This window comes from Nocardioides pantholopis (genome assembly GCF_003710085.1).
Classification (GTDB): Bacteria; Actinomycetota; Actinomycetes; order Propionibacteriales; family Nocardioidaceae; genus Nocardioides; species Nocardioides pantholopis.
In genome coordinates this window covers 3,957,473-3,981,226 of sequence record NZ_CP033324.1, presented here as the reverse complement: position 1 = coordinate 3,981,226, position 23,754 = coordinate 3,957,473, and the positions used below count along the sequence as shown (strand labels likewise).

At 75.0% G+C, this 23,754-nt stretch carries 21 protein-coding genes; 12 read left to right on the top strand and 9 right to left on the bottom strand.

The window, feature by feature from the left end; translation table 11 throughout:
• Positions 1-122: 122 nt before the first annotated feature.
• The 3 genes from EBO35_RS18970 to EBO35_RS18960 all read left to right on the top strand — a co-directional run bounded on the left by EBO35_RS18970 (position 123) and on the right by EBO35_RS18960 (position 4,040).
• Positions 123-1,220 (top strand): PfkB family carbohydrate kinase, encoded by a 1,098-nt coding sequence (locus EBO35_RS18970; RefSeq protein WP_122819113.1) that lies wholly within the window; start codon positions 123-125, stop codon positions 1,218-1,220.
• Complete coding sequence (locus tag EBO35_RS18965) at positions 1,217-2,134, top strand: pseudouridine-5'-phosphate glycosidase (protein ID WP_122819112.1); 918 nt, start codon at positions 1,217-1,219, stop codon at positions 2,132-2,134. The genes EBO35_RS18970 and EBO35_RS18965 overlap by 4 nt, the downstream gene beginning before the upstream one ends.
• A 118-nt stretch (positions 2,135-2,252) precedes the next feature.
• The gene (locus EBO35_RS18960) at positions 2,253-4,040 is read left to right on the top strand and encodes a DUF429 domain-containing protein (RefSeq protein WP_122819111.1); all 1,788 of its coding nucleotides are present in this window, start codon (positions 2,253-2,255) and stop codon (positions 4,038-4,040) included.
• 140 nt (positions 4,041-4,180) lie between these two features.
• Here the strand turns inward: EBO35_RS18960 and EBO35_RS18955 are convergent, their stop codons facing one another.
• Positions 4,181-5,170, bottom strand: a complete 990-nt coding sequence (locus EBO35_RS18955; protein WP_122819110.1) for an LLM class F420-dependent oxidoreductase — start codon at positions 5,168-5,170, stop codon at positions 4,181-4,183.
• A gap of 52 nt (positions 5,171-5,222) precedes the next feature.
• On the opposite strand from EBO35_RS18955, the gene EBO35_RS18950 reads away from it, so the two are divergent.
• A complete protein-coding gene (locus tag EBO35_RS18950) occupies positions 5,223-5,726 on the top strand; it encodes a mycothiol transferase (protein ID WP_122819109.1) in 504 nt (167 codons plus the stop codon).
• A 6-nt stretch (positions 5,727-5,732) separates the two neighbouring features.
• On the opposite strand, the gene EBO35_RS18945 is transcribed toward EBO35_RS18950, so the two are convergent.
• Genes EBO35_RS18945 through EBO35_RS18930 form a run of 4 tightly spaced genes read right to left on the bottom strand, consistent with a single transcriptional unit; the run spans position 5,733 to position 9,568 of the window.
• Positions 5,733-7,235 (bottom strand): SDR family NAD(P)-dependent oxidoreductase, encoded by a 1,503-nt coding sequence (locus EBO35_RS18945; protein WP_122819108.1) that lies wholly within the window; start codon positions 7,233-7,235, stop codon positions 5,733-5,735.
• Positions 7,236-7,256: 21 nt separating this feature from the next.
• Positions 7,257-7,808: a hypothetical protein gene (locus EBO35_RS18940; protein WP_122819107.1), complete on the bottom strand. Its 552-nt coding sequence runs from the start codon at positions 7,806-7,808 to the stop codon at positions 7,257-7,259.
• A gap of 35 nt (positions 7,809-7,843) precedes the next feature.
• Positions 7,844-9,124 carry an MFS transporter gene (locus EBO35_RS18935; protein ID WP_206422618.1) on the bottom strand — a complete coding sequence of 427 codons (1,281 nt, stop codon included), beginning with the start codon at positions 9,122-9,124 and terminating at the stop codon, positions 7,844-7,846.
• Positions 9,125-9,178: 54 nt separating this feature from the next.
• On the bottom strand, positions 9,179-9,568 hold the full coding sequence (locus EBO35_RS18930; protein ID WP_122819106.1) for a VOC family protein: 390 nt from the start codon (positions 9,566-9,568) through the stop codon (positions 9,179-9,181).
• A gap of 114 nt (positions 9,569-9,682) precedes the next feature.
• Between EBO35_RS18930 and EBO35_RS18925 the strand changes: the two genes are divergently transcribed.
• Genes EBO35_RS18925 through EBO35_RS18915 form a run of 3 tightly spaced genes read left to right on the top strand, consistent with a single transcriptional unit; the run spans position 9,683 to position 13,220 of the window.
• Positions 9,683-10,036, top strand: coding sequence for a YciI family protein (locus tag EBO35_RS18925; protein ID WP_122819105.1), 354 nt, complete (start codon positions 9,683-9,685; stop codon positions 10,034-10,036).
• Complete coding sequence (locus tag EBO35_RS18920) at positions 10,033-11,268, top strand: RNA polymerase sigma factor (RefSeq protein ID WP_241153779.1); 1,236 nt, start codon at positions 10,033-10,035, stop codon at positions 11,266-11,268. Before EBO35_RS18925 ends, EBO35_RS18920 begins: the two co-directional genes overlap by 4 nt.
• Positions 11,265-13,220 (top strand): M3 family metallopeptidase, encoded by a 1,956-nt coding sequence (locus EBO35_RS18915; protein ID WP_122819104.1) that lies wholly within the window; start codon positions 11,265-11,267, stop codon positions 13,218-13,220. Before EBO35_RS18920 ends, EBO35_RS18915 begins: the two co-directional genes overlap by 4 nt.
• A gap of 17 nt (positions 13,221-13,237) precedes the next feature.
• Here the strand turns inward: EBO35_RS18915 and EBO35_RS18910 are convergent, their stop codons facing one another.
• From EBO35_RS18910 to EBO35_RS18895, 4 genes are all read right to left on the bottom strand, one after another.
• Complete coding sequence (locus EBO35_RS18910) at positions 13,238-13,843, bottom strand: response regulator transcription factor (protein ID WP_122819103.1); 606 nt, start codon at positions 13,841-13,843, stop codon at positions 13,238-13,240.
• Positions 13,840-15,066 (bottom strand): sensor histidine kinase, encoded by a 1,227-nt coding sequence (locus tag EBO35_RS18905; RefSeq protein ID WP_122819102.1) that lies wholly within the window; start codon positions 15,064-15,066, stop codon positions 13,840-13,842. The genes EBO35_RS18910 and EBO35_RS18905 overlap by 4 nt, the downstream gene beginning before the upstream one ends.
• 78 nt (positions 15,067-15,144) lie before the next feature.
• The gene (locus tag EBO35_RS18900) at positions 15,145-15,957 is read right to left on the bottom strand and encodes an ABC transporter permease (RefSeq protein ID WP_122819101.1); all 813 of its coding nucleotides are present in this window, start codon (positions 15,955-15,957) and stop codon (positions 15,145-15,147) included.
• Positions 15,954-16,964, bottom strand: coding sequence for an ABC transporter ATP-binding protein (locus EBO35_RS18895; protein ID WP_122819100.1), 1,011 nt, complete (start codon positions 16,962-16,964; stop codon positions 15,954-15,956). Before EBO35_RS18895 ends, EBO35_RS18900 begins: the two co-directional genes overlap by 4 nt.
• A gap of 198 nt (positions 16,965-17,162) precedes the next feature.
• Here EBO35_RS18895 and EBO35_RS18890 point away from each other — a divergent pair, with 198 nt between their 5' ends.
• The 5 genes from EBO35_RS18890 (at position 17,163) to EBO35_RS18870 (ending at position 23,745) form a co-directional block, all read left to right on the top strand.
• Positions 17,163-17,867: a PadR family transcriptional regulator gene (locus tag EBO35_RS18890; RefSeq protein ID WP_122819099.1), complete on the top strand. Its 705-nt coding sequence runs from the start codon at positions 17,163-17,165 to the stop codon at positions 17,865-17,867.
• A gap of 68 nt (positions 17,868-17,935) precedes the next feature.
• Complete coding sequence (locus EBO35_RS18885) at positions 17,936-19,267, top strand: methyltransferase domain-containing protein (protein ID WP_122819098.1); 1,332 nt, start codon at positions 17,936-17,938, stop codon at positions 19,265-19,267.
• Between the two features lie 49 nt (positions 19,268-19,316).
• Entirely contained in the window at positions 19,317-20,567 is a 1,251-nt protein-coding gene (locus EBO35_RS18880; protein ID WP_241153778.1) for an acyl-CoA dehydrogenase family protein, read from the top strand.
• Between the two features lie 29 nt (positions 20,568-20,596).
• Positions 20,597-23,131 (top strand): ATP-dependent helicase HrpB, encoded by a 2,535-nt coding sequence (gene hrpB / locus EBO35_RS18875; RefSeq protein ID WP_122819097.1) that lies wholly within the window; start codon positions 20,597-20,599, stop codon positions 23,129-23,131.
• Positions 23,128-23,745: a hypothetical protein gene (locus EBO35_RS18870; RefSeq protein ID WP_122819096.1), complete on the top strand. Its 618-nt coding sequence runs from the start codon at positions 23,128-23,130 to the stop codon at positions 23,743-23,745. Before hrpB ends, EBO35_RS18870 begins: the two co-directional genes overlap by 4 nt.
• The last annotated feature ends 9 nt before the right edge of the window (positions 23,746-23,754 follow it).

Genomic DNA, 23,754 nt, shown 5'->3' with positions numbered 1-23,754 from the left:
AGGGCGGATGCTCCCAGCAGTGCCCCTGTGGGCGCCACCACATTCCACCGTACGACGCACCCGGGTGACCACTTTTGCAGATGTCACCCTTATTCGAATGAAGATGCCTTAGGCTGCTCAGCATGAGCCTCACCGACCGCGAGCAGCAGATCGTCGCCCTGCTGCGCCGGGACCCGCTGCTGGGGTCGGAGGCGATCGCCGCGGCGCTCGGCACCACCCGGGCCGCCGTGAACGTGCACCTGTCGAACCTCGGCAAGAAGGGCGTCATCCTCGGCCGCGGCTACGTGCTCGCCGACCAGCGCCACGTCGTCGTGGTCGGCGGCGCGAACATGGACGTCAAGGCGCGCAGCACCCGCGCCGCCGTGACCGCCACCAGCAACCCCGGCACCGCGTCGATGTCGGCCGGGGGAGTGGGCCGCAACGTCGCGGAGAACCTGGCCCGGCTGGGCACCCGCACCCACCTGGTCGCCGCGGTCGGCGCCGACCCGCTGGGCGACCAGCTGCTGGCCGCGACCTCCGACGCCGGCGTCCACGTGCAGCACGTACGCCGCAGCGCGCGCGCCACCGGCACCTACACCGCGGTGCTGGACGCCGACGGGGAGCTGGTCGTGGCCGTCGCGGACATGGCAGCGACCGATGAGCTCGCCCCCGCGGACCTCGACGGCGCCCGTGACCTGGTCGCGGTCGCCGGCCTGCTGGTCCTCGACGGCAACCTCGCACCCACCACGCTGGCCTACGCCCTGGACCTGGCCGCCGAGGCCGGCGTCCCCACGATCCTGGAGCCGGTCAGCGTGCCGAAGGCGGCGGCGCTCGCCCACCTGCTCGGCGAGGACCGGCCGCTGCTGGCCGTGACCCCCAACCGCGACGAGCTGGGTGCGCTCACCGGGCGGCCGGTCGGCACCGACCGCGAGATCGACGACGCCGTGGCCGTGCTGCACGGGCGCGGCGTCCAGCACGTGTGGGTCCGCCTGGGCGAGCGCGGCTCCGTGCTCAGCTCGGCGCAGGGCCGCACCGAGCTGGCCACGGTGCCCACCGAGGTCGTCGACGTCACCGGTGCCGGCGACGCCATGCTCGGGGCCTTCGCCCATGCACTGCTCGCCGGCGAGGAGGCCGCTGCGGCGGCCGCCTTCGGCCACGCCGCCGCCGCGCTCACCGTCGCCAGCCCGCACACGGTCCGACCCGACCTCACCGATCGACTCGTCAGGAGAACCGCCCGATGACCACCCCGCACCCCTCCCTCCTCCTCGCCGACGAGGTCGCCGAGGCGCTCGCCGCCGGCCGGCCCGTCGTGGCGCTGGAGAGCACGATCATCAGCCACGGCATGCCGTACCCCGCGAACGTGGCGATGGCGATCGAGGTCGAGGAGATCATCCGCGAGCACGGCGCCGTGCCGGCCACCATCGCCGTCCTCCACGGCCGGCCGTGCATCGGCCTGGACCGCGACCAGCTCGAGCTGCTCGCCCGCGACGAGCACGTCACCAAGGTGAGCGTGCGGGACCTGCCCTACGTCCTGGCCCGCGCCGAGCACGGCGCGACCACCGTGGCGGCGACGATGCGCCTGGCCGCGCTGGCCGGGATCGAGGTCTTCGTGACCGGTGGCCTCGGCGGGGTGCACCGCGGCGCTCAGCAGACCTTCGACATCAGCGCCGACCTCACCGAGCTGGGCCAGACCCCGGTCACGGTGATCAGCGCGGGCGTGAAGAGCATCCTCGACATCGGCCTGACCCTGGAGACCCTGGAGACGCTCGGGGTGCCGGTGCTCGTCGAGGGCAGCGCGGAGTTCCCCTCGTTCTTCTCCCGCAGCAGCGGGCACGCCGCCCCGATGCGCGTGGACGGCGCCGCCGAGATCGCGGCCGTCGCCCGCGCCGCGCGGACCCTCGGCCTGACCAGCGGCGTGGTCGTCGCGAACCCGATCCCGGCGGAGGACGAGATCCCCGTCGAGGAGATCGGCAGCATCATCGACCAGGCCCTGGCCGACATGGACCAGCTGGGCATCCACGGCAAGGAGGCCACGCCGTACCTGCTGGGCCGGATCGTGGAGATCACCGGCGGGGAGAGCCTGACCGCGAACATCGCGCTGGTGCGCCACAACGCCCGGCTCGGCGCCGCGGTCGCGCGGGAGCTGGCCGGCTGAGGGCCTGTCGCCCCTTGTAACGCGACGTTCGCACCACTAGGCGCCTGCTGCAGCGGGCGCCTAGAGCAGCGAACGTCGCGTTACATGCCCCGGGGGCGACATGCGGCAGGCTGCACCCATGCACCTTCACTACGTCGGCCTCGACCTCGCGTGGGGTGAGAACCGGCCCAGCGGGCTGGCGGTCCTCGACGACGGGGGGCGGCTGGTGCACGTCAGCGCGGCCCGCACCGACGACGAGATCGCCGACGGGCTGGCCCGCTACGTCGAGGGGGAGTGCCTGGTCGGCGTCGACGCGCCGATCCTGGTCACCAACGCCACCGGCAACCGGCCGGCCGAGGCGGCGCTGAACCGGGACTTCGCGCGCTTCGACGCCGGCGCGCACCCGGTGAACACCGGGAAGCCGGAGTTCCGGGACGGCACCCGCGCCCAGCGGCTCACCCAGCGGCTCGGCCTCGACGTCAACCCGCGCAGCGGCCGGTCGCGCCGCGCCATCGAGGTCTACCCGCACCCCGCGACCGTCGCGCTGTTCCGGCTCGGCCGGACCCTGAAGTACAAGAACAAGGCCGGGCGCGACGTCGCCGGGCTGCGCGCCGAGCTGCTGGTGCTGATGGGGCTGCTCGAGGGCCTGGCCGCCGCGGAGGTCGCGATGCACGTCGCCGGCCCGGCCTGGGCCGGGCTGCGCCGGGCCGTGGAGGGGGCGAGCCGCAAGAGCGAGCTGCGGGTCGTCGAGGACCAGGTGGACGCGATCGTGTGCGCGTACGTCGCGATGCTCGCCGCCCGCGCACCCGAGTCGGTCACGACGTACGCCGAGGAGGGCCCGGAGGGCTGGCGCAGCGGCTACATCGTCACGCCCACGCTGCCGGCCGACCACGCCCCGACGCCGCGGGAGCGCCGCGCCGCGGCGACCACGCAGGAGCGGATCCAGGCCGCCGTGCGGGAGTACGCCGTCCAGCACCCCGCGCTGGCCCGGGCCGGGGAGCAGGTGGTCGACCTGGTGCGCGCCGTGCTCGACGAGGCCGGCATCAACTATCTGACCGTCGACGGACGGACCAAGTCGATCGCGAGCTTCGCGGAGAAGGCGGCGCGGACCCAGGAGGGCCAGCCGCTCTACCCGCACCCGCTGCGCGACATCACCGACCAGATCGGCGTGCGGGTGATCACCTACGTGCACAGCGACGTCGACGCCGTGGCCGACCTGCTCGCCAGCCAGGTCGTGGTCAAGGACGACCGGGACATGGGTCAGGAGACCGCCGAGGAGGGCCGGTGGGGCTACGCCAGCCGGCACCTGCTGATCGAGCTGGACGCCGGGCGCCAGCGCGAGCCGGCGTACGCCGCGCTGCAGGACCGGGTCGCCCAGGTCCAGATCCGCACCGTGCTGCAGCACGCGTGGGCGGAGTTCGAGCACGACATCCGCTACAAGGGCACGATGCCCGAGGAGCACGCCCGCGACTTCGACCGGCGCTTCACGCTGGCCGCCGGCCTGCTGGAGCTGGCGGACCGCGAGTTCTCCACGATCCGCGACCGGATCCGCGAGGCCCCCGGGGGCCGGCAGCCGGCCGTCGACGAGCCCGACGACCCGCGCCTGGACCCGCGCGAGCTGGCCGCCTTCCTCGCCGGGCAGTACGCCGACGCGGGCTGGTCGCGCACCGACCACTACGCGTGGATCTCCGGACTGCTGCTCGAGCTCGGCATCACCTCCCTCGACGAGCTGGGTGAGGCGATCCGGCCCGCCCTGGCCTGGGACCTCAACGAGCGGATGGACTACCGCTACCCGCCCGGGGCCGTGCGCCGCCTCGACGACGCGCTGCTCGCCGTCTACGGCGACCGGTACATCGCCCTGCACGGCAACGCCCACCGCGCGGAGCTGCTGCGCCAGCGGCTGGCGAAGCTGCGCCCCGAGGGCTGAACCAGCTTGCCGCCCGGTGATCGAGCCGGCCGAGCCCTCGGCGAGGCCGTGTCGAGATCCGGAGGGGTCTCGACACGCTCGCTGCGCTCGCGGCTCGACCACCGGGTCCGCTGCGCTCGCGGCTCGACCACCGGGTCCGGCTAGGCCGGCGCGGCGGCGCGGAGCTTCTCCAGCAGCGGCTGCGCCGCGGTGGCGAGGAACTCCTCCTGGTGCCGGTCACCGACCTGGACCAGCGCGATGTCGGTGAACCCGGCCTTCCAGTACGCCGAGACCGCCTCGACCACCGCGTCCAGGTCCGGGCCGCACGGGATCTGGCCGGCCACGTCCTCGGGCCGGACGAACTGGGTGGCGCCGGCGAAGCCGGCCGGGGTGGGCAGGTCGGCGTTGACCTTCCAGCCCCCGGCGAACCAGCGGAACTGCTCGTGGGCGTACGCCGCGGCCTGCTCGGCGTCGGGACCCCAGCAGATCGGGATCTGGCCGATCGCCCGGGCGTCCGTGCCGATCCGGGGCGCGTCGGCTGTCGTGTTCCAGGTCTCGATCAGCTCGCCGTCCGGCTCGGTGGCGACCAGGTGGTCGGCCAGCGGCGCCAGCGCCTCGATCGCCCGCTCGCCCCCGACCGCGACGCCCAGGTCGACGCCCTCGTCCGGCACATCCCAGACCCGGGCGGACTCGACGTCGAAGTACTCGCCGCGGTAGTCGACCAGCTCGCCGGTGTGCAGCTCGCGGATGATCTCCATGGCCTCCACTAGCATCCGCTGCCGGACCCCGACCGAGGGCCAGCCCGTGCCGACGACGTGCTCGTTGAGGTTCTCGCCGCTGCCCAGCCCGAGCGTGAAGCGGCCTTCGGCCAGGATCTGCAGGGTCGCGGCCTTCTGGGCGACCACCGCCGGGTGGTAGCGCACGGTCGGGCAGGTCACGTAGGTCATCAGCCCGACCCGCTCGGTCGCCTGCGCGACCGCGCCGAGCACGGTCCAGGCGTACGGCGCGTGGCCCTGCTCGCTCAGCCACGGTGAGTAGTGGTCGCTGGAGACCTCGAAGTCGAATCCGGCCCGCTCCGCCGCCACGGCGTAGCGGACCAGCTCGCGGGGGCCGCTCTGCTCGGTCATCAACGTGTAGCCGAAGTTGGTCATGCGCGGTCGGTACCCCGTCGCGCCTGCTAGCTCCGCGTCGTAGCGTCGGTCCATGACTCCTGCAGCACTGCTGAGCGACGGCTTCCAGCGCATCGTGGACAGTGGGACGGCGGTCGTGGACGGCCTCGGCGCCGACGACCTGGCCTTCCGCCCCGGACCGGAGGCGAACTCGATCGCCTGGCTGGTCTGGCACCTCACCCGGGTCCAGGACGTCCAGGTGGCCGAGGTCGCCGGGCGCGACCAGGTATGGGTGGCGCGGCACTTCGTGGACCGCTTCACGCTGCCGCTGGACCCCGACGACACCGGCTACGGGCACAGCCCCGAGCAGGTCGGCCTGGTGCGGGCGCCGGCGGACGCGCTCGCGGCGTACCTGATCGCGGTGCACGAGGGCACGCTGGCGTTCCTCGACACGGTGGGCGAGGCCGACCTGGACCGGGTCGTCGACGAGCGCTGGGACCCGCCGGTCACCCTCGGGGTGCGGCTGGTCAGCGTGCTCGACGACTGCGCCCGCCACGTCGGTCAGGCGGAGTACGTGCGGGGGCTGCTGCACCCCTGAGACGCCTCACCAGGGACTGGGCACGTAGTCCTTGAGGAAGTGCCCGTAGAGGTCGACGCCGGCCTCGCCCTGCACGATCGGGTCGTAGACCCGGGCCGCGCCGTCGACGAGGTCGAGCGGTGCGTGCCAGCCCTCGGCGGCGATCCGCAGCTTCTCCTGGTGCGGCCGCTCGTCGGTGATCCAGCCGGTGTCGACGGCGGTCATCAGGATCCGGTCGGTCTCGAACATCTCGCCGGCCGACGTGCGGGTCAGCATGTTCAGCGCGGCCTTGCTCATGTTCGTGTGCGGGTGGCCCGGCCCCTTGTAGCGGCGGGAGAACTGGCCCTCCATCGCGCTCACGTTCACGACGTACGCCCGGCGCGCGCCGAGCCGCACGGCCTCGCGCATCGAGGCCCGCAGCCGGGAGATCAGCAGGAACGGCGCGGTCTGGTTGCACAGCTGGACCTCGAGAAGCTCCAACGGGTCGACCTCGTCGACGTGCTGGGTCCAGGAGTTCGTCGTCTGCAGGTCCGGCAGCAGGCCGCCGGCGTCGACGGCGGTGCCGTCGAGGTGCCGCTCCAGGGACGCCGAGCCGGCGGTGAGCGCGAGCGCTGTCAGGTCGGCCGCGGTGCGGGCGGGGAGCGTGGCTCCGTCCTCGTCGGGGTGTGCGACCGCGTGCTCGCGCAGCGCGCCGGCGATCATCGCCGGGTGCGCCTCGCTGACCCGGTCGAAGGTGACCATCTCGGGCAGTGCCAGGTCGGTCGGCAGCGGCGCGGACTCCATCTCGACCAGCTGCGAGTAGGCGCCCGGGGAGCGGCGCACGGTCTGGCAGGCGTTGTTGACGAGGATGTCCAGCGGCCCGGCGGCCGCCACGTCGTCGGCGAGCGAGATCACCTGGGTGGGGTCGCGCAGGTCGATCCCGACCACCTTGAGCCGGTGCAGCCAGTCGGCGCTGTCCTCCATCGCGGCGAAGCGGCGTACGGCGTCGCGCGGGAACCGGGTGGTGATCGTGGTGTGGGCGCCGTCGCGCAGCAGCCGCAGCGCGATGTACATGCCGATCTTGGCGCGCCCGCCGGTGAGCAGCGCGCGCTTGCCGGTCAGGTCGGCGTGCTGGTCGCGCTTGGTGTGGCTGATCGCCGCGCAGGAGGGGCACAGCCAGTGGTAGAACGCGTCGACGAGTGTGTAGTCGGTCTTGCAGATGTAGCAGCCGCGGGGGTTCAGCAGCTCACCGGCGAAGGCGCCGCCGGAGGTCGAGACCAGCGGGATGCCGGCGGTCTCGTCGTCGATGCGCATCGGGGAGCCGGTGGCGGTCGCCTCGGTGACCGCCCGGTCGTGGGCGAGCTCGGCCTCGCGCTTGCGGGTGCGCCGCTCGCGCTTGAGCGCCTTGTACATGTGCGAGGCGGCGTGCTTGACCGTGCGGATGTCTGGGTGGTCGTCGGGCAGCTCGTGGAGCTGGTTGAGGACCCGGACTGCGGTGGCGAGGTCGTCGGGGTCGATCCCGTCGAGCGGGCTGCGGTCGGTCGGGATCACTGGCCGGATTCTACGGCCGGCTCATCCCGGGGCGCCCGCCGCGTCCTCATCCTGCTGCTCCTCGACCCGCTTGCGGATCCGGCCCATGCCGGGCAGGTTCAGCAGCAGCTCGTTGAGCTCCCGGGAGATGTCGAGCAGGTCGTGCAGGTCGGGGGCGACGCTGCGCAGGGTCCTCAGCACCGGCAGCACGTCGGACTCGACGCTGTCGGTGAGCGCCGGCAGCCGGTCGATCAGCGCGACCATCGAGTCCACCTCGTGGGGCGAGGTGGACTCGGAGAGCCGCTCGAGCATCGGCTGCAGGCGCAGCAGCGAGGGCTCCAGCGCGTCCAGGAGCCTGATCAGCCGCCGGAACGGCTCGTCCATGTCGCGGACCATCTGGTCGGCGTCCAGGCGGGTCCCCTCGATGCGCGCCATCAGGCTCCGGGTCTCGGCCAGCAGGCCGTCCGCGGCCACCACGAGGGCCTCGGCCCCCGCGAGGACGGCGGTCATCCGCGGCACGGCGCCGATCAGCTGCTCGGCGTACCGCTGCAGATCGCGGGGTCCCGGGAGCCCGGGCGGGAAGGGCCAGCTCATGGTCCCCGGTGACGCACTCCGCGGGAGCGCAAACCTCAGGCGGTGCGCCGGTGGGTGACGCGGTAGCGGACGAACGACGGCACGGCGAGCGCCGCGACCACCGTGCCGACCACGACCAGGACCCCGCCGCCGGCCGCGGCCGCGGCCGCCCCGACCGAGGCGGCCGCCGCGCCGTGGGCGACGTCGGCGACCCGGGGGCCGCCGGCGACCACGACGATGAAGACGCCCTGGAGCCGGCCGCGGACGGCGTCGGCGGCCGCGCTCTGGAGCATGCTGGAGCGGAACGCCGCCGAGGCCATGTCCGCCGCACCGCCGAGGACCAGCATCAGCAGCGCCAGGCTCAGCATCAGGGTGTGCGCGTGCTCGGCCAGCCCCACGAAGACGCCGAACCCGGTCATCGCCGCCCCCCAGACCAGGATGCACACGATCACCGCGAGCCCCTGGCGCTCCACCCGGGAGACCCAGCCGCTGAACACCCCGCCGATCACGGCACCCGCCGGGATGGCGGCGAAGAGCAGCGCGAAGACCAGCCCGCCCTCGTCGGGGCCGCCGAAGTCGAGGTGGGCCATCTCCGGGAACAGCGCCCGGGGCATGCCGAAGAGCATCGCGATGATGTCGACGACGAACGACATCAGCAGCACCGGGTGGTCACGCAGGTAGCCGAGCCCCTCCAGGACCGAGCGCAGCCCGGGGACCGCGGAGCTCGCGCCGAGCACGGGCAGGCGCGGCAGCCGGAGCACCGCCCCCAGCGTCGCGAGCAGCGTGACCGTGTCGATGAGGTAGAGCCACTCGAAGCCCAGCACCGGGATCAGCACGCCGGCCACCAGCGGGCCAGCGATCGCGCCGGCCTGCATCACCGTCATGTTCAGCGAGTTGGCGGCCGGCAGCAGCTCGAGGTCGAGCAGCTTGGGCAGCAGCGCGCTGCGGGTCGGCTGGTTGACGGCGAAGAACGCCTGCTGCACCGCGAACAGCCCGAGCAGCAGCCAGACGTCGGTGCTGCCCATCGCGGCCTGGAGCCAGAACAGCGCGCTGGTGCCGATCAGGCCGAGCGTGGTCACGACGAGGATCGAGCGCCGGTCGAAGACGTCGGCCAGCGCTCCGCCGTACAGCCCGAAGACGACCAGCGGGACGAGGCCGAACAGCCCGGTGAGCCCGACGTACGCCGAGGAGCCGGTGTCGGCGTAGATCTGGGCCGGCACCGCCACGACGGTCAGCTGGGCGCCGATCACCGTGACGATGTTCGCCAGCCACAGCCGGCGGAAGTGCTCGTTGCGCAGCGGCCGCGTGTCGGCGACGAGGCTCCTCAGGCGCGGCACGGCGCGAAACGCTACGCGGGGGCCGAGGAGGACGCGGCGCGGGTCCCGGCCGGCTCAGCCGCCGGGGGCGAACAGGCAGAACGGATGGCCGGCCGGGTCCAGCAGCACCCGGACCAGCTCCTGGGGCTGCAGGTCGGCCTGGGTGGCGCCGAGCTGCTCGGCCCGCGCGACAGCGGCGGGCAGGTCGTCGACGGCGATGTCGAGGTGCAGCTGCATCTGCTGCCGCCCCTCGCCGGCCGGCCACGCCGGCGGGACGTGCCCGTCCTCGCGCTGGAAGGACAGGCCGGTGCCGCCGAGGCGGGGCTTGATCACCACCCAGTCGGGGTCGCCGTCGTCGGGCTGGCGCACCTGCCAGCCCAGCAGCTCGCGGTAGAACTCCGCGAGGCCGCGCGGGTCCGGCGTACCCAGGACGGTGTTGGCCAGCTCGAACCGGGGACCAGGCATGCCTCGAGGCTAGAAGGATCGCGGCTTCTCGGGAAGGGTGTCGGATCGGGGCCGGTCCGCTCGTGGAGGGGACGAGCGGTGGGCGGCGGTCCGCCCCGACACCGAGGAGGAACCATGACGCAGTACCTGCTCTCCGTGCACCACGGCGCCGACGAGGACCCGTACGCCGAGGATCCGGAGGCCGCACGGCCGGTCTTCGAGGCGGTGGACCGGTTCAACCAGAGGCTCCGCGCCGAGGGGGCCTGGGTCTTCGCCGGCGGGCTGGAGCCGATCGACACCACGACCACCGTGGACGCGACCGGCGGCGAGCCGGTCCTCACCGACGGGCCCTTCGCCGAGGCGAAGGAGTGGCTGGGCGGCTTCTGGGTGATCGAGGCCCCCGACCTCGATGCAGCGCTGCGCTGGGCGGCCGAGGGCTCGCGGGCCTGCCAGGGCCGGGTCCAGGTGCGGCCGTTCCAGTCGGAGTGAGCCCCGGGGAGGCCGATCCTGGGATCGATGCCGAGATCGAGCGGATCTACCGCCACGAGTACGGCCGGGTGGTGGCCGGGCTGGCGCGCCGCTTCGGCGACCTCGACCTGGCCGAGGAGGCCGCCGGGGAGGCGCTGGTGGTCGCGCTGGAGCGGTGGCGCCGCGACGGCGTACCGCCCAACCCCGGCGGCTGGCTGACCACCACGGCCACCCGCCGCGCGCTGGACCGGCTGCGGCGGGAGTCGACCCGCGGCGCCCGGCACCGGGAGGCCCTGCTGATGTACGACGACACCCCGCACGAGCCGACGGGCGCGGTCGCCGACGACCGGCTGCGGCTGATCTTCACCTGCTGCCACCCGGCCCTCGCCCCCGAGGTGCGGGTCGCGCTGACCCTGCGGCTGCTCGGCGGGCTCACGGTCGCCGAGATCGCCCAGGCCTTCTTCGTCGGCGAGGCCGCGATGGCGCAGCGGCTGACCCGGGCCAAGCGGAAGATCGCCCGGGCCCGGATCCCCTTCCGGGTGCCCGCGGCCGAGGACCTCCAGCCGCGGCTGGGCGCCGTGCTGGCCGTGGTCTACCTGATCTTCAACGAGGGCTACCTCGCCAGCGGAGGGGACGCCGCGCTCCGCGGCGACCTCACCGCCGAGGCGCTGCGGCTGGGTCGGACCCTGCGCGAGCTGATGCCCCGGGAGCCGGAGGTGGCCGGGCTGCTGGCCCTGATGCTGCTCACCGAGGCCCGCCGGCCCTCCCGGGTCGGCGCCGACGGCGCGCTGGTGCCGCTGGCCGAGCAGGACCGCGGCGGGTGGGACGCCGGCCTGGTGGCCGAGGGACATGCACTGGTCCGGGAGTGCCTCGCGATCAACCGGCCGGGGCGCTACCAGCTGCTGGCCGCGATCAACGCCGTGCACACCGACGCGCCGGCCGCCGCGGACACCGACTGGTCGCAGGTGGTGGCGCTCTACGACCGGCTGCGGGTCCTCGACCCCGGTCCGGTGGTGGCCCTCAACCGGGCCGTCGCGGTCGCGGAGGTCGACGGGCCCGAGGTGGCGCTGGCCGAGGTCGACCGGCTGGACCTGGCCGGCTACCACGCCTGGCACGCGACCCGCGCGGAGCTGCTGCGCCGGCTGCGTCGCAGCGCCGAGGCCCGGGCCGAGTACGACGCCGCGATCGCGGCGACCGCGAACCCGGCGGAGCGGGCCTACCTGTCCCGGCGTCGTGGCACGCTGGCGCCATGACGTCCCCCGCGCCGCTCCGGCTCCCCGACGCCGACACCGCCGAGCAGTGGGTCGACCACCGCGCCACCACCCTGCTCGGCACCGTGCAGGAGCTGGCCGACCGGCTGCGGACCGACCCGCCCGCCTCGGTCCTGGAGACCCTCGAGCTGTGGGACGAGATCACCCTCCAGCTCGGGAACGTCGCGGCGGTCGGCTCGCTGCTGTCCAACGTGCACCCCGACGCGGCGGTGCGCACCCGCAGCGAGCTCGCCGAGCTCGAGGCCGACCGGCTGGCCACCGAGCTCAGCCAGGACCGGGCGATCCACGACGTCCTCGCCGCGCTCGACCCTGCCGGCCTGGACGCCCAGGCGAGCCGGCTGCTCGAGCGCACGCTGCGCGACTTCCGCCGCTCGGGCGTCGACCGCGACGACGCGACCCGGGAGCGGATCAGCGAGATCCGGGAGCGGCTGACGGCGCTGGACCAGGAGTTCAGCCGCAACACCCGCGACGACGTGCGGACCATCTCGTTCCCCGCCGAGCGGTACGCCGGCCTGCCGCAGGACTGGCTGGACGCGCACCCGCCCGCGGCCGACGGAACGATCACCGCCACCACCGACTACCCGGACGCGGTCCCGGTGCGGATGTTCGTCCACGACGCGGAGGTCCGGGCGGCGATGACCCGCGCCTTCCTGACCCGCGGCTACCCGCAGAACGACCAGCTGCTGCAGGAGATGTTCGCGCTGCGCCACGAGCTGGCCACGCTGCTCGGCTACGCGGACTGGGCCTCCTACGACGCCGAGGTCAAGATGATCGGCTCCGGCCCGGCGGTGCCGGCGTTCATCGACCGGATCGCGGCGGCCGCCGAGGAGCCGATGGAGCGCGACCTGGCGGTGCTGCTCGAGCGCTACCGCCGCGACGTGCCGGGAGCGGAGCAGGTCACCGGCTCCGACGCGTCCTACTACCAGGAGCTGGTGCGCCGCGAGCAGTACGACGTCGACTCCCAGCAGGTGCGCGCCTACCTCGACTTCGCCAAGGTCCGCCAGGGCCTGCTCGACGTCACCGGCCGGCTCTTCGGGCTGCGCTACGTCGAGGTCGCCGGCGCCGCCGTCTGGCACCCGGACGTCACGGCGTACGACGTCGTGGACGCCGCCGCCCCCGAGGGCGCGGCGCCGCTGGGGCGCATCTACCTCGACCTGCATCCCCGCGAGGGCAAGTACAAGCACGCCGCCCAGTTCACGCTCACCGACGGAGTCCTGCGAGACGGCTCGTCCCTCGCCTCGAGCAGCCAGCTGCCCGAGGGCGTGCTGGTCTGCAACTTCTCCCGGGGGCTGATGGAGCACGACCACGCGGTGACGCTCTTCCACGAGTTCGGCCACCTCGTCCACCACGTCCTGGGCGGCCGGGGCCGGTGGGCGCGCTTCGCCGGGGTCGCGACCGAGTGGGACTTCGTCGAGGCGCCCAGCCAGATGCTCGAGGAGTGGGCCTGGGACGCCGAGGTGCTGGCCGGCTTCGCCACCGATGCCGCTGGCGAGCCGATCCCCGCCGACCTGGTGTCCCGGATGCGGGCGGCGGAGGACTACGGCAAGGGGATCGCGGCCCGGGTGCAGATGTTCTACGCCGCGATGTCCTACTGGTTCCACACCGAGCGACCCGCGGATCTCACCGCAGCGATGCGGGAGCTCCAAGCGCGCTACTCGCCGTTCCCGTACGCCGAGGGCACCCACATGTACGCCAGCTTCGGGCACCTCGGCGGGTACTCCTCGGCGTACTACACCTACATGTGGTCGCTGGTCATCGCCAAGGACCTGTTCAGCGCGTTCGACCAGGACGACCTGTTCGACACCGAGGTGGCCGGCCGCTACCGCGACCGGGTCCTCGCGCCCGGCGGGGCCAAGGACGCCGCCGACCTGGTCGCGGACTTCCTGGGTCGGCCCTACACCTTCGACGCGTACGCCGCCTGGCTGGCGCGGTAGCCGGGGCGGGCCCGAGGTCAGATCCAGCCCAGCCGCCGGGCCACGGAGCAGGCGTCGTGCCGGTTGGCGGCGCCGAGCTTGAGGGTGGCGCTGGACAGGTAGTTGCGGACCGTGCCGGGGCTCAGCGCGGCGCGCTCCGCGATCTCGTCCACGGGCGCGCCGTCGGCAGCGAGCTCCAGGACGTCGGCCTCCCGCGGGGTCAGCGGGCTGTCGCCGGCGGCCATCGCCTCCGCGGCGAGCTCGGGATCGACGTACCGACCGCCGGCGTGCACGCTGCGGATCACGGTGGCCAGCGTGGTCGCGGAGGTGGTCTTGGGCAGGAACCCGCGGACGCCGACCGCCAGGGCGCGCTTGAGGTGTCCCGGGCGGCCGTGGCCGGTGACCATGACGACGCCGCAGCCGGGCAGCTCGGCGGTCAGGGCCTCGGCCACGCCGATGCCGTCGAGGCCGGGCATCTGGAGGTCGAGGACGGCGACGTCGGGCCGCTGGGCCCGCGCGACCGCGAGCGCCTCGGGGCCGGAGGCGGCCTGGGCCACCACCGCGAGGTCGTCCTGGAGGTCGAGGAGCTGGGCCAGCGCGACCCGGATCAGGTTCTCGTCGTCGGCGAGCAGCAGCCGGATCACGGGGCGACCCCCGCAGGTCCGGCGGCTACCCGGCCAGCCCGGGTCGTGGGGCCGGTCGGTCCGGTCGGGAGGGCGGCGGGCCCGGGACCGGGAAGCCGGGCGGCGACCTCGAAGCGCTCGGTGCCCCGCTCGGTAGTCACGGTCGCGCCCAGCGGCGCGAGCCGGTCGGCCAGGCCGCTGAGCCCGGCTCCGGTGGGCCCCGGGGCGGCCGGGGCCGCCGGTCCGGGCCGGTCGTTGCCGACCCGCAGGACGCCGTCCTCGCCGTAGCGGATCGAGACGGTCGTGGCCTCGGAGTGGCGCAGCACGTTGGTCACCGCCTCGCGCACCACCCAGGCGGCCGGCTCGTGCCAGCCCGGCGGGAGGTCCGCGACGTCGAGCTCGACGGTGATGCCGGCCGAGCGCAGCAGCGACCGGGCGCCGTCCAGCTCCTGGCCGAGGTCGGTGGCGCGGTAGCCGCGGGCGAGCTCGCGGGCCTCGCGCAGCGCCTCGTTGGCAACGGCCCGCACCTCGAGCATCCGCGCGGGGGCCGAGGGGTCACCGCGCTCGGCGAGGGCGGCGGCCAGCTCGGCCTGCACGCCGATCGCGGAGAGCCGGCGGCCCAGCACGTCGTGGACGTCGCGGGCGAACCGCAGCCGCTCCTCGGCCACGGCGAGGGCCGAGCGGGTCCGTCGGGCGTGGTCGAGCTCCTGGACCACGGAGAGCAGCCAGAGCGAGACCCGCACGGTGAACACGAAGAACCCGCCGACGCCCAGTCCCAGCAGCGCGGACCTCGGCTCCCGGCTGGCGAGGGCAGGGGTCACCGTGAGCACCGCCAGGAGCACGCCGGTCGCCACCCGCCCGCGCAGCCCCGCCAGCGACCAGGCCAGCGAGCTCCACAGCAGCACCACCGCCAGGCCTCGGGTCTCGGTGGGCAGCCACAGGGCCGCGACGTACCCGACGGCGAGCAGTGCGAGGAACGGCACCGCCCGCCGAGGCAGCGCCCCCGCCTGCGGGTAGGCCTCCATCACCTCGCGCAGCACGACGGTCGCGGGGACGCACACCACCAGGCCGGCCACGGTGACGGCGAGGGCGAGGGCGGTCTGGTCCTCGGGGACCAGGGCCAGGGCCTGTAGGGCCAGGAAGACCGGCGACCCCCACAGCAGCAGGTACAGCGACTGCCGCGTGTAGGCGTCCACCCGGGAGACCTGGTCGCGGCCGGCCCACTGCCACCAGCGTGCGCTCATCGGTCTCCGCTCCTCGGTGCTGGCCGGCCGGGTGGCCGCGATGCTCGGGTCGGCGCCATTCTGCCCGGCGCCGGGGCCTCAGGCGCGCGGCTCCCAGCGCATGGATCGGGCGGCGAGCCAACCGCCCAGCAGGGTCCAGGCCACCAGCACCAGCAGCGGTACGCCCGCGCCGGCCCAGGCACCCAGCGTGTCGAGGGTCGGGTCGACGCCGTCGTCGGGGCCCAGCCCGAACCAGGAGCCGCGGACCAGGTCGGTGACGGCGCCGCCGGGCGTGTAGGCGATCCAGCGCCGCACCTCGTCGGGGAACCCGACGGCGAGTTGGCCGGCCACCAGCAGCGCCATCACCGGCATGCTGGTGAGCTGCGCCGCCTCCGCGTTGCGGGTCCAGGCGGCGGTCCAGAAGGCCAGGGTCGCCAGGGTCACCGAGGCGACGGCGATCGTCAGCAGGTAGAGCACCGGCGCCTGCGGGGCGGGTACGCCGAGGGCCAGGGCGGCGGGGATGGTCACGAGGCCGATCAGCATCGCGATGATCGCGCCGGGGGCGGCGAGCGAGACCAACAGCTCGGCGTCACGGACCTCCCCGGTGCGCAGCCGCTTGAGCACCAGCTCGTCGCGTCGGGTCACGATCATCGACAAGGTGTTGTAGAAGACCGGGAACAGCAGCGCGAGCATCACCACGGTGATCACCGAGGCGGCGCCCGGGCCGATCGCGCCCCGGTCGCCGCCCAGCACCAGCAGCAGCGGCAGCAGCGGCAGGACGACGGCGTAGGACAGCGTCAGCCGGTTGCGCACCACCAGGCGCGCGTTGGCACGGACCAGGCCGCGGACCCGGCGCAGCGAGGCGCGGGCGGGCGACGGGGTCGGGGAGTCGGTGGGGGCGAGGGTGCTCATCGCGGGATCCCTTCGAGGGCGCCGGCGAGCTGGTGCCCGGTCTGGTGGCGGTTCTGGTGGTCTGCGGGGTCGCTCGGGCGGTCGACGGGCTCGCGGGCGATGTCGAGGAAGACCGATTCCAGGCTCGCGGTGCGGGCGTCGAGGCCCTCGAGGCGTACGTCGTGGCGCCCGGCCCAGGTGAGCAGCGCGGTGAGCGTGGCCTGCAGGTCGTGGGTCTCGACGGTCGTGGTGGTGTGCTCGGCATGCAGGCGGAGCGCCCCCAGGGCATCGGCCGACGGCAGCGGCTCGATCGCCGGGTCGGTGCTGAACCGGATCCGGGAGGGGCGCGCGGCGGTGATCTCGGCCGCGGTGCCGTCGCGCACGATCAGGCCCCCGTGCATGATCGCGATCCGGTCGGCGAGGGTCTCCGCCTCGTCCAGGTGGTGGGTGCAGAGCACCACGGTTCGCCCGGCGTCGCGCAGCCCGCGCACCAGGTCCCACAGCCGCTGCCGGCTCTCGGGGTCCAGGCCGGTGGTGGGTTCGTCGAGCAGCACCAGCTCGGGGTCGCCGAGCAGCGTGCAGGAGAGGTCGAGACGGCGCTGCTCACCGCCGGACAGCGCCCCGACCCGGGTGTCGGCGCGGTCGGCGAGGTCGAGCATGGCCAGGCCGTCCGCGACCGGACGCGGACGGGTCAGGGTGCTGGCCCACAGCTCGAGGGTCTCGCGCACGGTGAGGTCCGCGGCAAACCCGCTGCGCTGCAGCAGTACGCCGGTGCGCCGCCGCACCTCGGCGCGGTCGGCGATCGGGTCCAGGCCGAGCACCTCGATGGTGCCGGCGCTGGCGGGTGCGAGGCCCTCGACGACCTCCAGCAGCGAGGTCTTGCCGGCACCGTTGGTGCCGAGCAGCGCGACGACGCTGCCGCGCGGGACGTCGAGGTCGACGCCGCGCACGGCCTCGAAGCGGCGCTCGCCGGTGCCGTAGCGGCGCCGGACGCCGCGCAGTCGGATGGCGGGGGTGGGGATCTCCATGCGTCCTACCCTCTCGGGCTCCGCGGCCGCCCGACAGTGCGGTGCCTCATCACCTGCCCATGACAAACCTCAGGGGTCCACCGCGCCGCCCGGGCGCCGAGGGACCTTGTCCGGGGACGGACCGCGGCGTACGGTAGCGATATATCGCCGAACAGTCGCGATATCACTTTCTGGAAGCACCACCGAAGGAGGTCCCCGATGGGACGCAGGAACGAATGGGGTCGAGGCCCCGACGGCGACTGGGAGTCGCGCTGGAGCCAGCACCGTGACGGCGGCCGTGGTGGCCGAGGCGGCTGGGGCGGTCACGGCCACGGCGGGCCGCCGCCGTGGGCCGGACTGCTGGGCTTCGGCCAGGGCGGCGGTCGCGGTGGACCGGGGGCGGGCCGGGGTCCGCGGGTGCGCCGCGGCGACGTCCGCACCGCGATCCTCGACGTGCTGCGCAGCGCGGCCGAGCGCGGTGAGCAGGTCAACGGCTACCAGGTGATCCAGCAGATCGAGGAGCGCACCGGCGGGGCCTGGAAGCCCAGCCCGGGGTCGGTGTACCCGACCGTCCAGCAGCTCCAGGACGAGGGCCTGGTCGTCGAGGTCGCCGATGGCGGCCGCCGCGCGCTGGGCCTCTCCGAGGCGGGCGCGACGTACGCCGCGGAGCACGCCACCGAGCTGGCAGCTGTATGGGCGCCGTTCGAGGAGCCCGGCGAGGAGCCGGCCCGCGGGGTCGACCTGAAGCCCGAGATCGGGCAGGTGATGAGCGCGGTGTGGCAGATCGTGACGACCGGCTCGGAGCAGCAGCGCTCGGCCGCGGTCACGGTGCTCGTCGACGCCCGCCGCAAGCTCTACGGGATCCTCGCGGACGGCGACGAGGCCGAGGACGGCACGGCCCCCGGGTCCGCCGACCGGGACTGATCCGGCCCCGGCGCCGCCCCCGGGGCAATTGGCGGGCGGCGGCGGTCCCGCCGGGATAACCTGCGCCGGTGCTCCTCGTCATCGGTCCCACCTGCGCCGGCAAGTCGACCTACATCCGCTCCCTCGAGGAGCCGGCCGACGGCGCCCGCCGGCGGGTCCACTTCGGGCACCAGCTGCGCCGCGGCCGCGCGGTGCCGAGCGGGCCGAACGACGTGGTCCACCTCAACCTGCTGGCGGTCAGCCAGTCCCGCAAGGGCGAGGGCCCCACCCGGATCGCACAGACCCAGCACCCGGAGTTCGTCGCGAGCCTCGAGGCCGCCGAGCGGGTCGTCGTGATCGGCGCCCCGCGCTCGGTGCTCATCGAGCGGGCCGCGATGCGGGAGGGCACCGAGCCCGACATCAAGCGCTTCGCGGACAACACCTACCGCGCCGAGCGCTGGTCGACAGTGCTGCAGACCAAGCACCTCGCCCAGTACTACGAGCAGCTGGCGCTCGCCCTGGACGGGGCGGGCAAGCCGGTGGAGTACCTGTGCAGCAACCACCCCGAGCTGCTCCCGGTCTCGCGCTGGCAGTTCCCGCTGCTCGCCACCGACGCCGCCGAGGGGCTGTGCGCGGCCGGCCACCCTGCTCCGGACCTCGACCTCGGCCCGCGGACCTACCAGGCCGACTACCGGCCCGGGGCCACCGGCTCGAAGCGCTCGCTGACGCTGGGCCGGGCCCTGCAGATGCCGCTGGCCGACAAGCGGGTCCTCGACATCGGCTGCGCCGAGGGCGCGGCGGCGCTCAGCGCGGCCCGGATGGGTGCCGAGGTGACCGGCCTGGAGCCGAAGCAGTCCCGGATCCGCAAGGCCCGGGCGATCTCGCAGGCCCTCGGCACCCCGATCGAGCTGCACCGGATGGTCCTCGACGGGTACGACGCGCCGCGGAACTCCTTCGACGTCGTGCTCGCGCTCAACGTCATCCACCACGTCCACGACCCGTTCGCGTTCCTGGACCGGGCCGCGGACCTGACCCGGTCCCACCTCGTGCTGGAGTACCCCGGGCTCGGCGACCGCAAGTTCGCCGCGACAGTGCCCGGGGCGACGGTCCCGGGCGACGACCTGCCGCTGATGGGGGTCAGCCTGCCCGCCGAGCAGGACCAGACCTACGTCTACACCCCGGCGGCCTTCGAGCGGTACCTCGTCGAGATCCTCGGCGTCTTCGGTCACCACGAGGTGATCCCCTCGCCGATCCCGGACCGGTGGATCTCGGTCTTCTCCCAGAAGCGCCGTCGCGGCAGCCGTCTCGACAGCGCCCTGGCCCGCGAGGCCGAGCTGCGCCGGCGCATCGCCGACCTCGAGGCCAGCCGCTCCTGGAAGCTCACCGCGCCGCTGCGCCGGCTCGGCGCCCTGCGCGGCTGAGCGACCCGATCCGCCCCCCGCGGGCGCCGGCCGTGGCTACGCTCGGCGCGTGAGCGACGCCACCGCAGCACCCTCCGGGCCTTCCGTCGGGCCTTCCTTCGAACTGGGCCCGGACCACCGGGAGCTGCGGGACTGGGTGCACACCTTCGCCGCGGACGTCGTCCGGCCCGCCGCCGCGGAGTGGGACGAGCGCGAGGAGTTCCCCTGGCCGGTGCTGGAGGAGGCCGCCGCGATCGGGCTCTACTCCCTGGACTTCTTCGCCACCCAGTCCTTCGACCCGACCGGGCTCGGCATCCCGGTGATGATGGAGGAGCTCTTCTGGGGCGACGCCGGCATCGGGCTCTCGATCGTCGGCAGCACGCTCGCCGCCGCGGCGGTCAGCGCGAACGGCACGCCCGAGCAGGTCGGGGAGTGGGCGCCGCAGATGTTCGGCGAGCCCGGCGACCTGCGGCTCGCGGCGTTCTGCTCCTCCGAGCCCGACGCCGGCAGCGACGTGGGCGCGATGCGCACCCGGGCGAGGTACGACGAGGCCACCGACGAGTGGGTCCTCACCGGCACCAAGACCTGGGCGACCAACGGCGGGCTCGCCGACGTGCACGTCGTCACCGCCGCTGTCGACCCGGAGCTGCGCACCCGCGGCCAGGCCAGCTTCGTCGTCCCGCCGGGCACCCGCGGGCTGAGCCAGGGCCAGAAGTTCCGCAAGCACGGCATCCGCGCCTCGCACACCGCCGAGGTCGTCCTCGACGCCGTACGCGTGCCCGGGCGGTGCCTGCTGGGCGGCAAGGAGAAGCTGGACGCGCGGCTGGCCCGGGCCCGGTCCGGGACCGGGCCCGCCCGGGGCAACGCCAGCATGGCCACGTTCGAGCGCACCCGGCCGGGTGTCGGGGCACAGGCGGTCGGCATCGCGCGGGCGGCCTACGAGGTGGCCCTGGACTACGCCCGGACCCGTGAGCAGTTCGGCCGCCCGATCGTGGAGAACCAGGCGATCGCCTTCGCGCTGGCCGACATGCGGACCTCGATCGACGCCGCCCGGCTGCTGGTCTGGCGCGCGGCCTGGATGGCCGCCCAGGGCAAGACCTTCGAGGCTGCCGAGGGCTCGATGTCGAAGCTGGTGGCCGGCGAGACAGCGGTGCGGGTCACCACCCAGGCCATGCAGATCCTCGGCGGCAACGGGTTCACCCGCGACTACCCGGTGGAGCGGTGGTCGCGCGACGCGAAGATCTACACGGTCTTCGAGGGCACTTCCGAGATCCAGCGGCTGGTCATCGCCCGCGCGATCAGCGGCGCCCCCATCCGCTGAGGCCACCGCCGGGGCGGCAGACTTCAGGGGTGAGCACCGACCCGATCGAGTGGCTGCTGGCGACTCCGCCGGACCTGCCGGTCGCGGCCGGGCTGGCTCCGCTCGTCGAGGCGCTCGCCGCGCGCGGGGCGGCGGTGCTGCACGCGCCGCCCGGCACCGGCAAGACCACGCTGGTGCCGCCCGCGGTGGCCGCCGCCCTCGGCGGGCGGGTCGTCGTGACCCAGCCACGCCGGATCGCCGCGCGGGCCGCGGCTCGGCGCCTGGCCCACCTGCTGGGCGAGCCGGTCGGCGCCACGGTCGGGTACGCCGTGCGCGGCGACCGCAAGGTCGGTGCGGCCACCCGCATCGAGGTCGTCACCACCGGGGTGCTGCTGCGCCGCCTCCAGCGCGACCCGGAGCTGCCCGGCGTGAGCGCTGTCGTCCTCGACGAGGTCCATGAGCGCCAGCTCGACGTCGACCTCACCCTCGCGCTGCTCGTCGACGTCCGGGAGCACCTGCGTCCCGACCTGGCGGTGGTCGCGATGTCGGCGACCGTGGAGGCCGAGCGGACCGCGGGGGTGCTGGCCGGCGGGGGCGCTGCCGGCGAGCCGGTGCCGGTCGTGGGCGTTCCCGGCGCGCTGCACCCGGTCGCCGAGCACTGGTGCCCGCCGCCGCCCGGCGTACGCCGCACCGACGACCGCGGCGTGACGCCGGCCTTCCTCGACCACGTCGCGGCCACGGCGCGCCGTGCCCTGGCCGATCAGCCCGGCGACGTCCTGGTCTTCCTGCCGGGGGTGGGCGAGGTCTCCGGCGTGGTGCGCCGGCTCGCCGGCGTGGCCGCTGACGTGCGCGCACTGCACGGCCGGCTGCCGAGCGAGGAGCAGGACCTCGCCCTCACCGCCGGACCGCGGCGGCGGGTGGTGGTCTCGACGGCGGTCGCCGAGTCGTCGCTGACCGTGCCCGGGGTCCGGGTGGTCGTGGACGCCGGCCTGACCCGCCGGCCGCACACCGACCACCGGCGGGCGCTGGCCGGGCTGGTGACGGTCCCGGTGAGCCGGGCGAGCGCCGAGCAGCGCGCGGGCCGGGCCGGGCGCGAGGGGCCGGGTGCGGCGTACCGCTGCTGGTCGCAGGCCGAGCACGCCCACCTCGACCCCCATCCGGCGCCCGAGATCGCCACGGCAGACCTGACCGCGTTCGCGCTCGAGCTCGCCGTGTGGGGCAGCCCGGGCGGCGCGGACCTCGCGCTCCTCGACCCGCCGCCCCGGCCGGCGCTCGCGGCCGCCCGCGCGACGCTGACGCTGCTGGGGGCAGTGGACGAGGACGGCGCGGTGACCGCGCGCGGCCGCGAGATCGCCCGGGTGGGCACCGACCCGCGCCTGGCCCGGGCCCTGCTGGACGGCGCCGGTCCGGTCGGCGCCCGCCGGGCGGCCGAGGTGGTGGCGCTGCTCTCCGAGGACGTGCGGGTTCCCGACGGCGACCTGGTCGCCGCCCTGCGGGCGATGCGCCGCGGCGGACCCGCGACGGGCTCGTGGCGCACCCAGGTGCGGCGCCTGCACGACGCGCTGCCCGGCAGCCACCGCCAGGACCGGCAGGACCGGCAGGCCGGGGGCACGCTCAGCGACGACCTCGCGGTCGGGATGGTCGTGGCCCTGGCCCACCCGGACCGGATCGCGCGCCGGCGCCGGGACTCCACGGCGTACCTGATGGCGTCGGGCACCGGCGCCGTGCTCGCGCCCGGGCAGTCCACCCTCGCGGGGCTGCCGTGGCTGGTGGTCGCCGACGCCGAGCGCCGCCCCGGCCAGCGCGACGCCACGGTACGGGCCGCGGCCCCGCTCAGCGAGGACCTGGCCCTGGAGGCCGCGCCGTCGCTGTGGCACGAGCGCGACGAGGCGACCTGGCGCGAGGGCCGGGTGGTGGCGCGCCGTACGACGCGGCTCGGCGCGATCGACCTCGCCTCGGTGCCGCTGGCCGACCCGCCGCCGGAGCTGGTGGCGGCGGCGGTGGGGGAGGCGCTGAGTCGCGAGGGGCTCGCGCTGCTGCCGTGGTCGGAGGCCGCGACGGCCCTGCGGGCGCGGCTCGCGTTCCTGCACCGGACGCTCGGCGACCCGTGGCCGGACGTCTCCGACGCGGCCCTCTCCGCCTCGGTCGAGAGCTGGCTCGGGCCCGAGCTGGCGAAGCTGCGCGGGGGGCGCGACCTGCGCCGCGTCGACCTGGTGACCGCGCTGCGCCGGCTGCTGCCCTGGCCCGAGGCGGCGCGTCTCGACGAGCTCGCCCCGGAGCGGGTAGCGGTGCCGAGCGGGTCGAGCGTGCGGGTGGACTACGACGGCGAGCAGCCGGTGCTGGCGGTGCGCCTGCAGGAGGTCTTCGGGTGGCGCGCGGCGCCCCGGATCGCCGGCGGCCGGGTGCCGCTGCTGCTGCACCTGCTGTCGCCGGCGCGCCGGCCGGTCGCGGTGACCGCCGACCTGACGTCGTTCTGGGCCAGCGGCTACCCGCAGGTCCGCGCCGAGCTGCGCGGCCGCTATCCCAAGCACGCCTGGCCCGAGGACCCGCTCTCGGCGCCGCCGACCCGGGGCGTACGCCGATGAGCCGGTTCCGCGGGGCGATCGCCGGGATCGGCACCACCAGCGGGACCCGGATCGTGGTCGGCAGCTGGCGGGAGAGCCCGCTCGGCGCGTTCGCCGACGCGATGGTGGAGACCGCCGACGGGCACCGGGTGCTGGTGGCGCCCCGGGCCGAGGTGGCGGAGTTCGTCGGCGCGACGTACGTCTTCGACGAGGTGCGGATCGAGCCCGTCGACCTGGTCGAGGCCGGCGCCGGGACAGGCGGGCCGGCCGGTTCCTGGCGGGTGCTCTCGGCCTCGCTCGACCTCGAGCTGCGGACCGGGCGCCGCACCGCGCTGGGCCTGCTGCTCGCGCTGGTGCCGCGCCGGCTGGCGGAGTCGCCGGCCTGGTGCGCGGTCACCGATCCGGTCGCCCGCGTCGTGCTGCCGGGCGTGCGCACCCGCGGGACCGCGCGCGGCGGCCGCCGGGAGTACTACGGCGCGACCGGCGCGCGTCGCATCGTCGCGGCCGCGGGCACCTTCGACGGCCGGCCGCTGGGCGGGCTGGCGCCGGTCTCCCCGCCCCCGGCGTTCGGGTTCTCCTCCACTCCCCGGACCCCGTCGCTCACCGAGGTGGTCACCACGGTCGTCGGCGACTGAGGGGTCCGG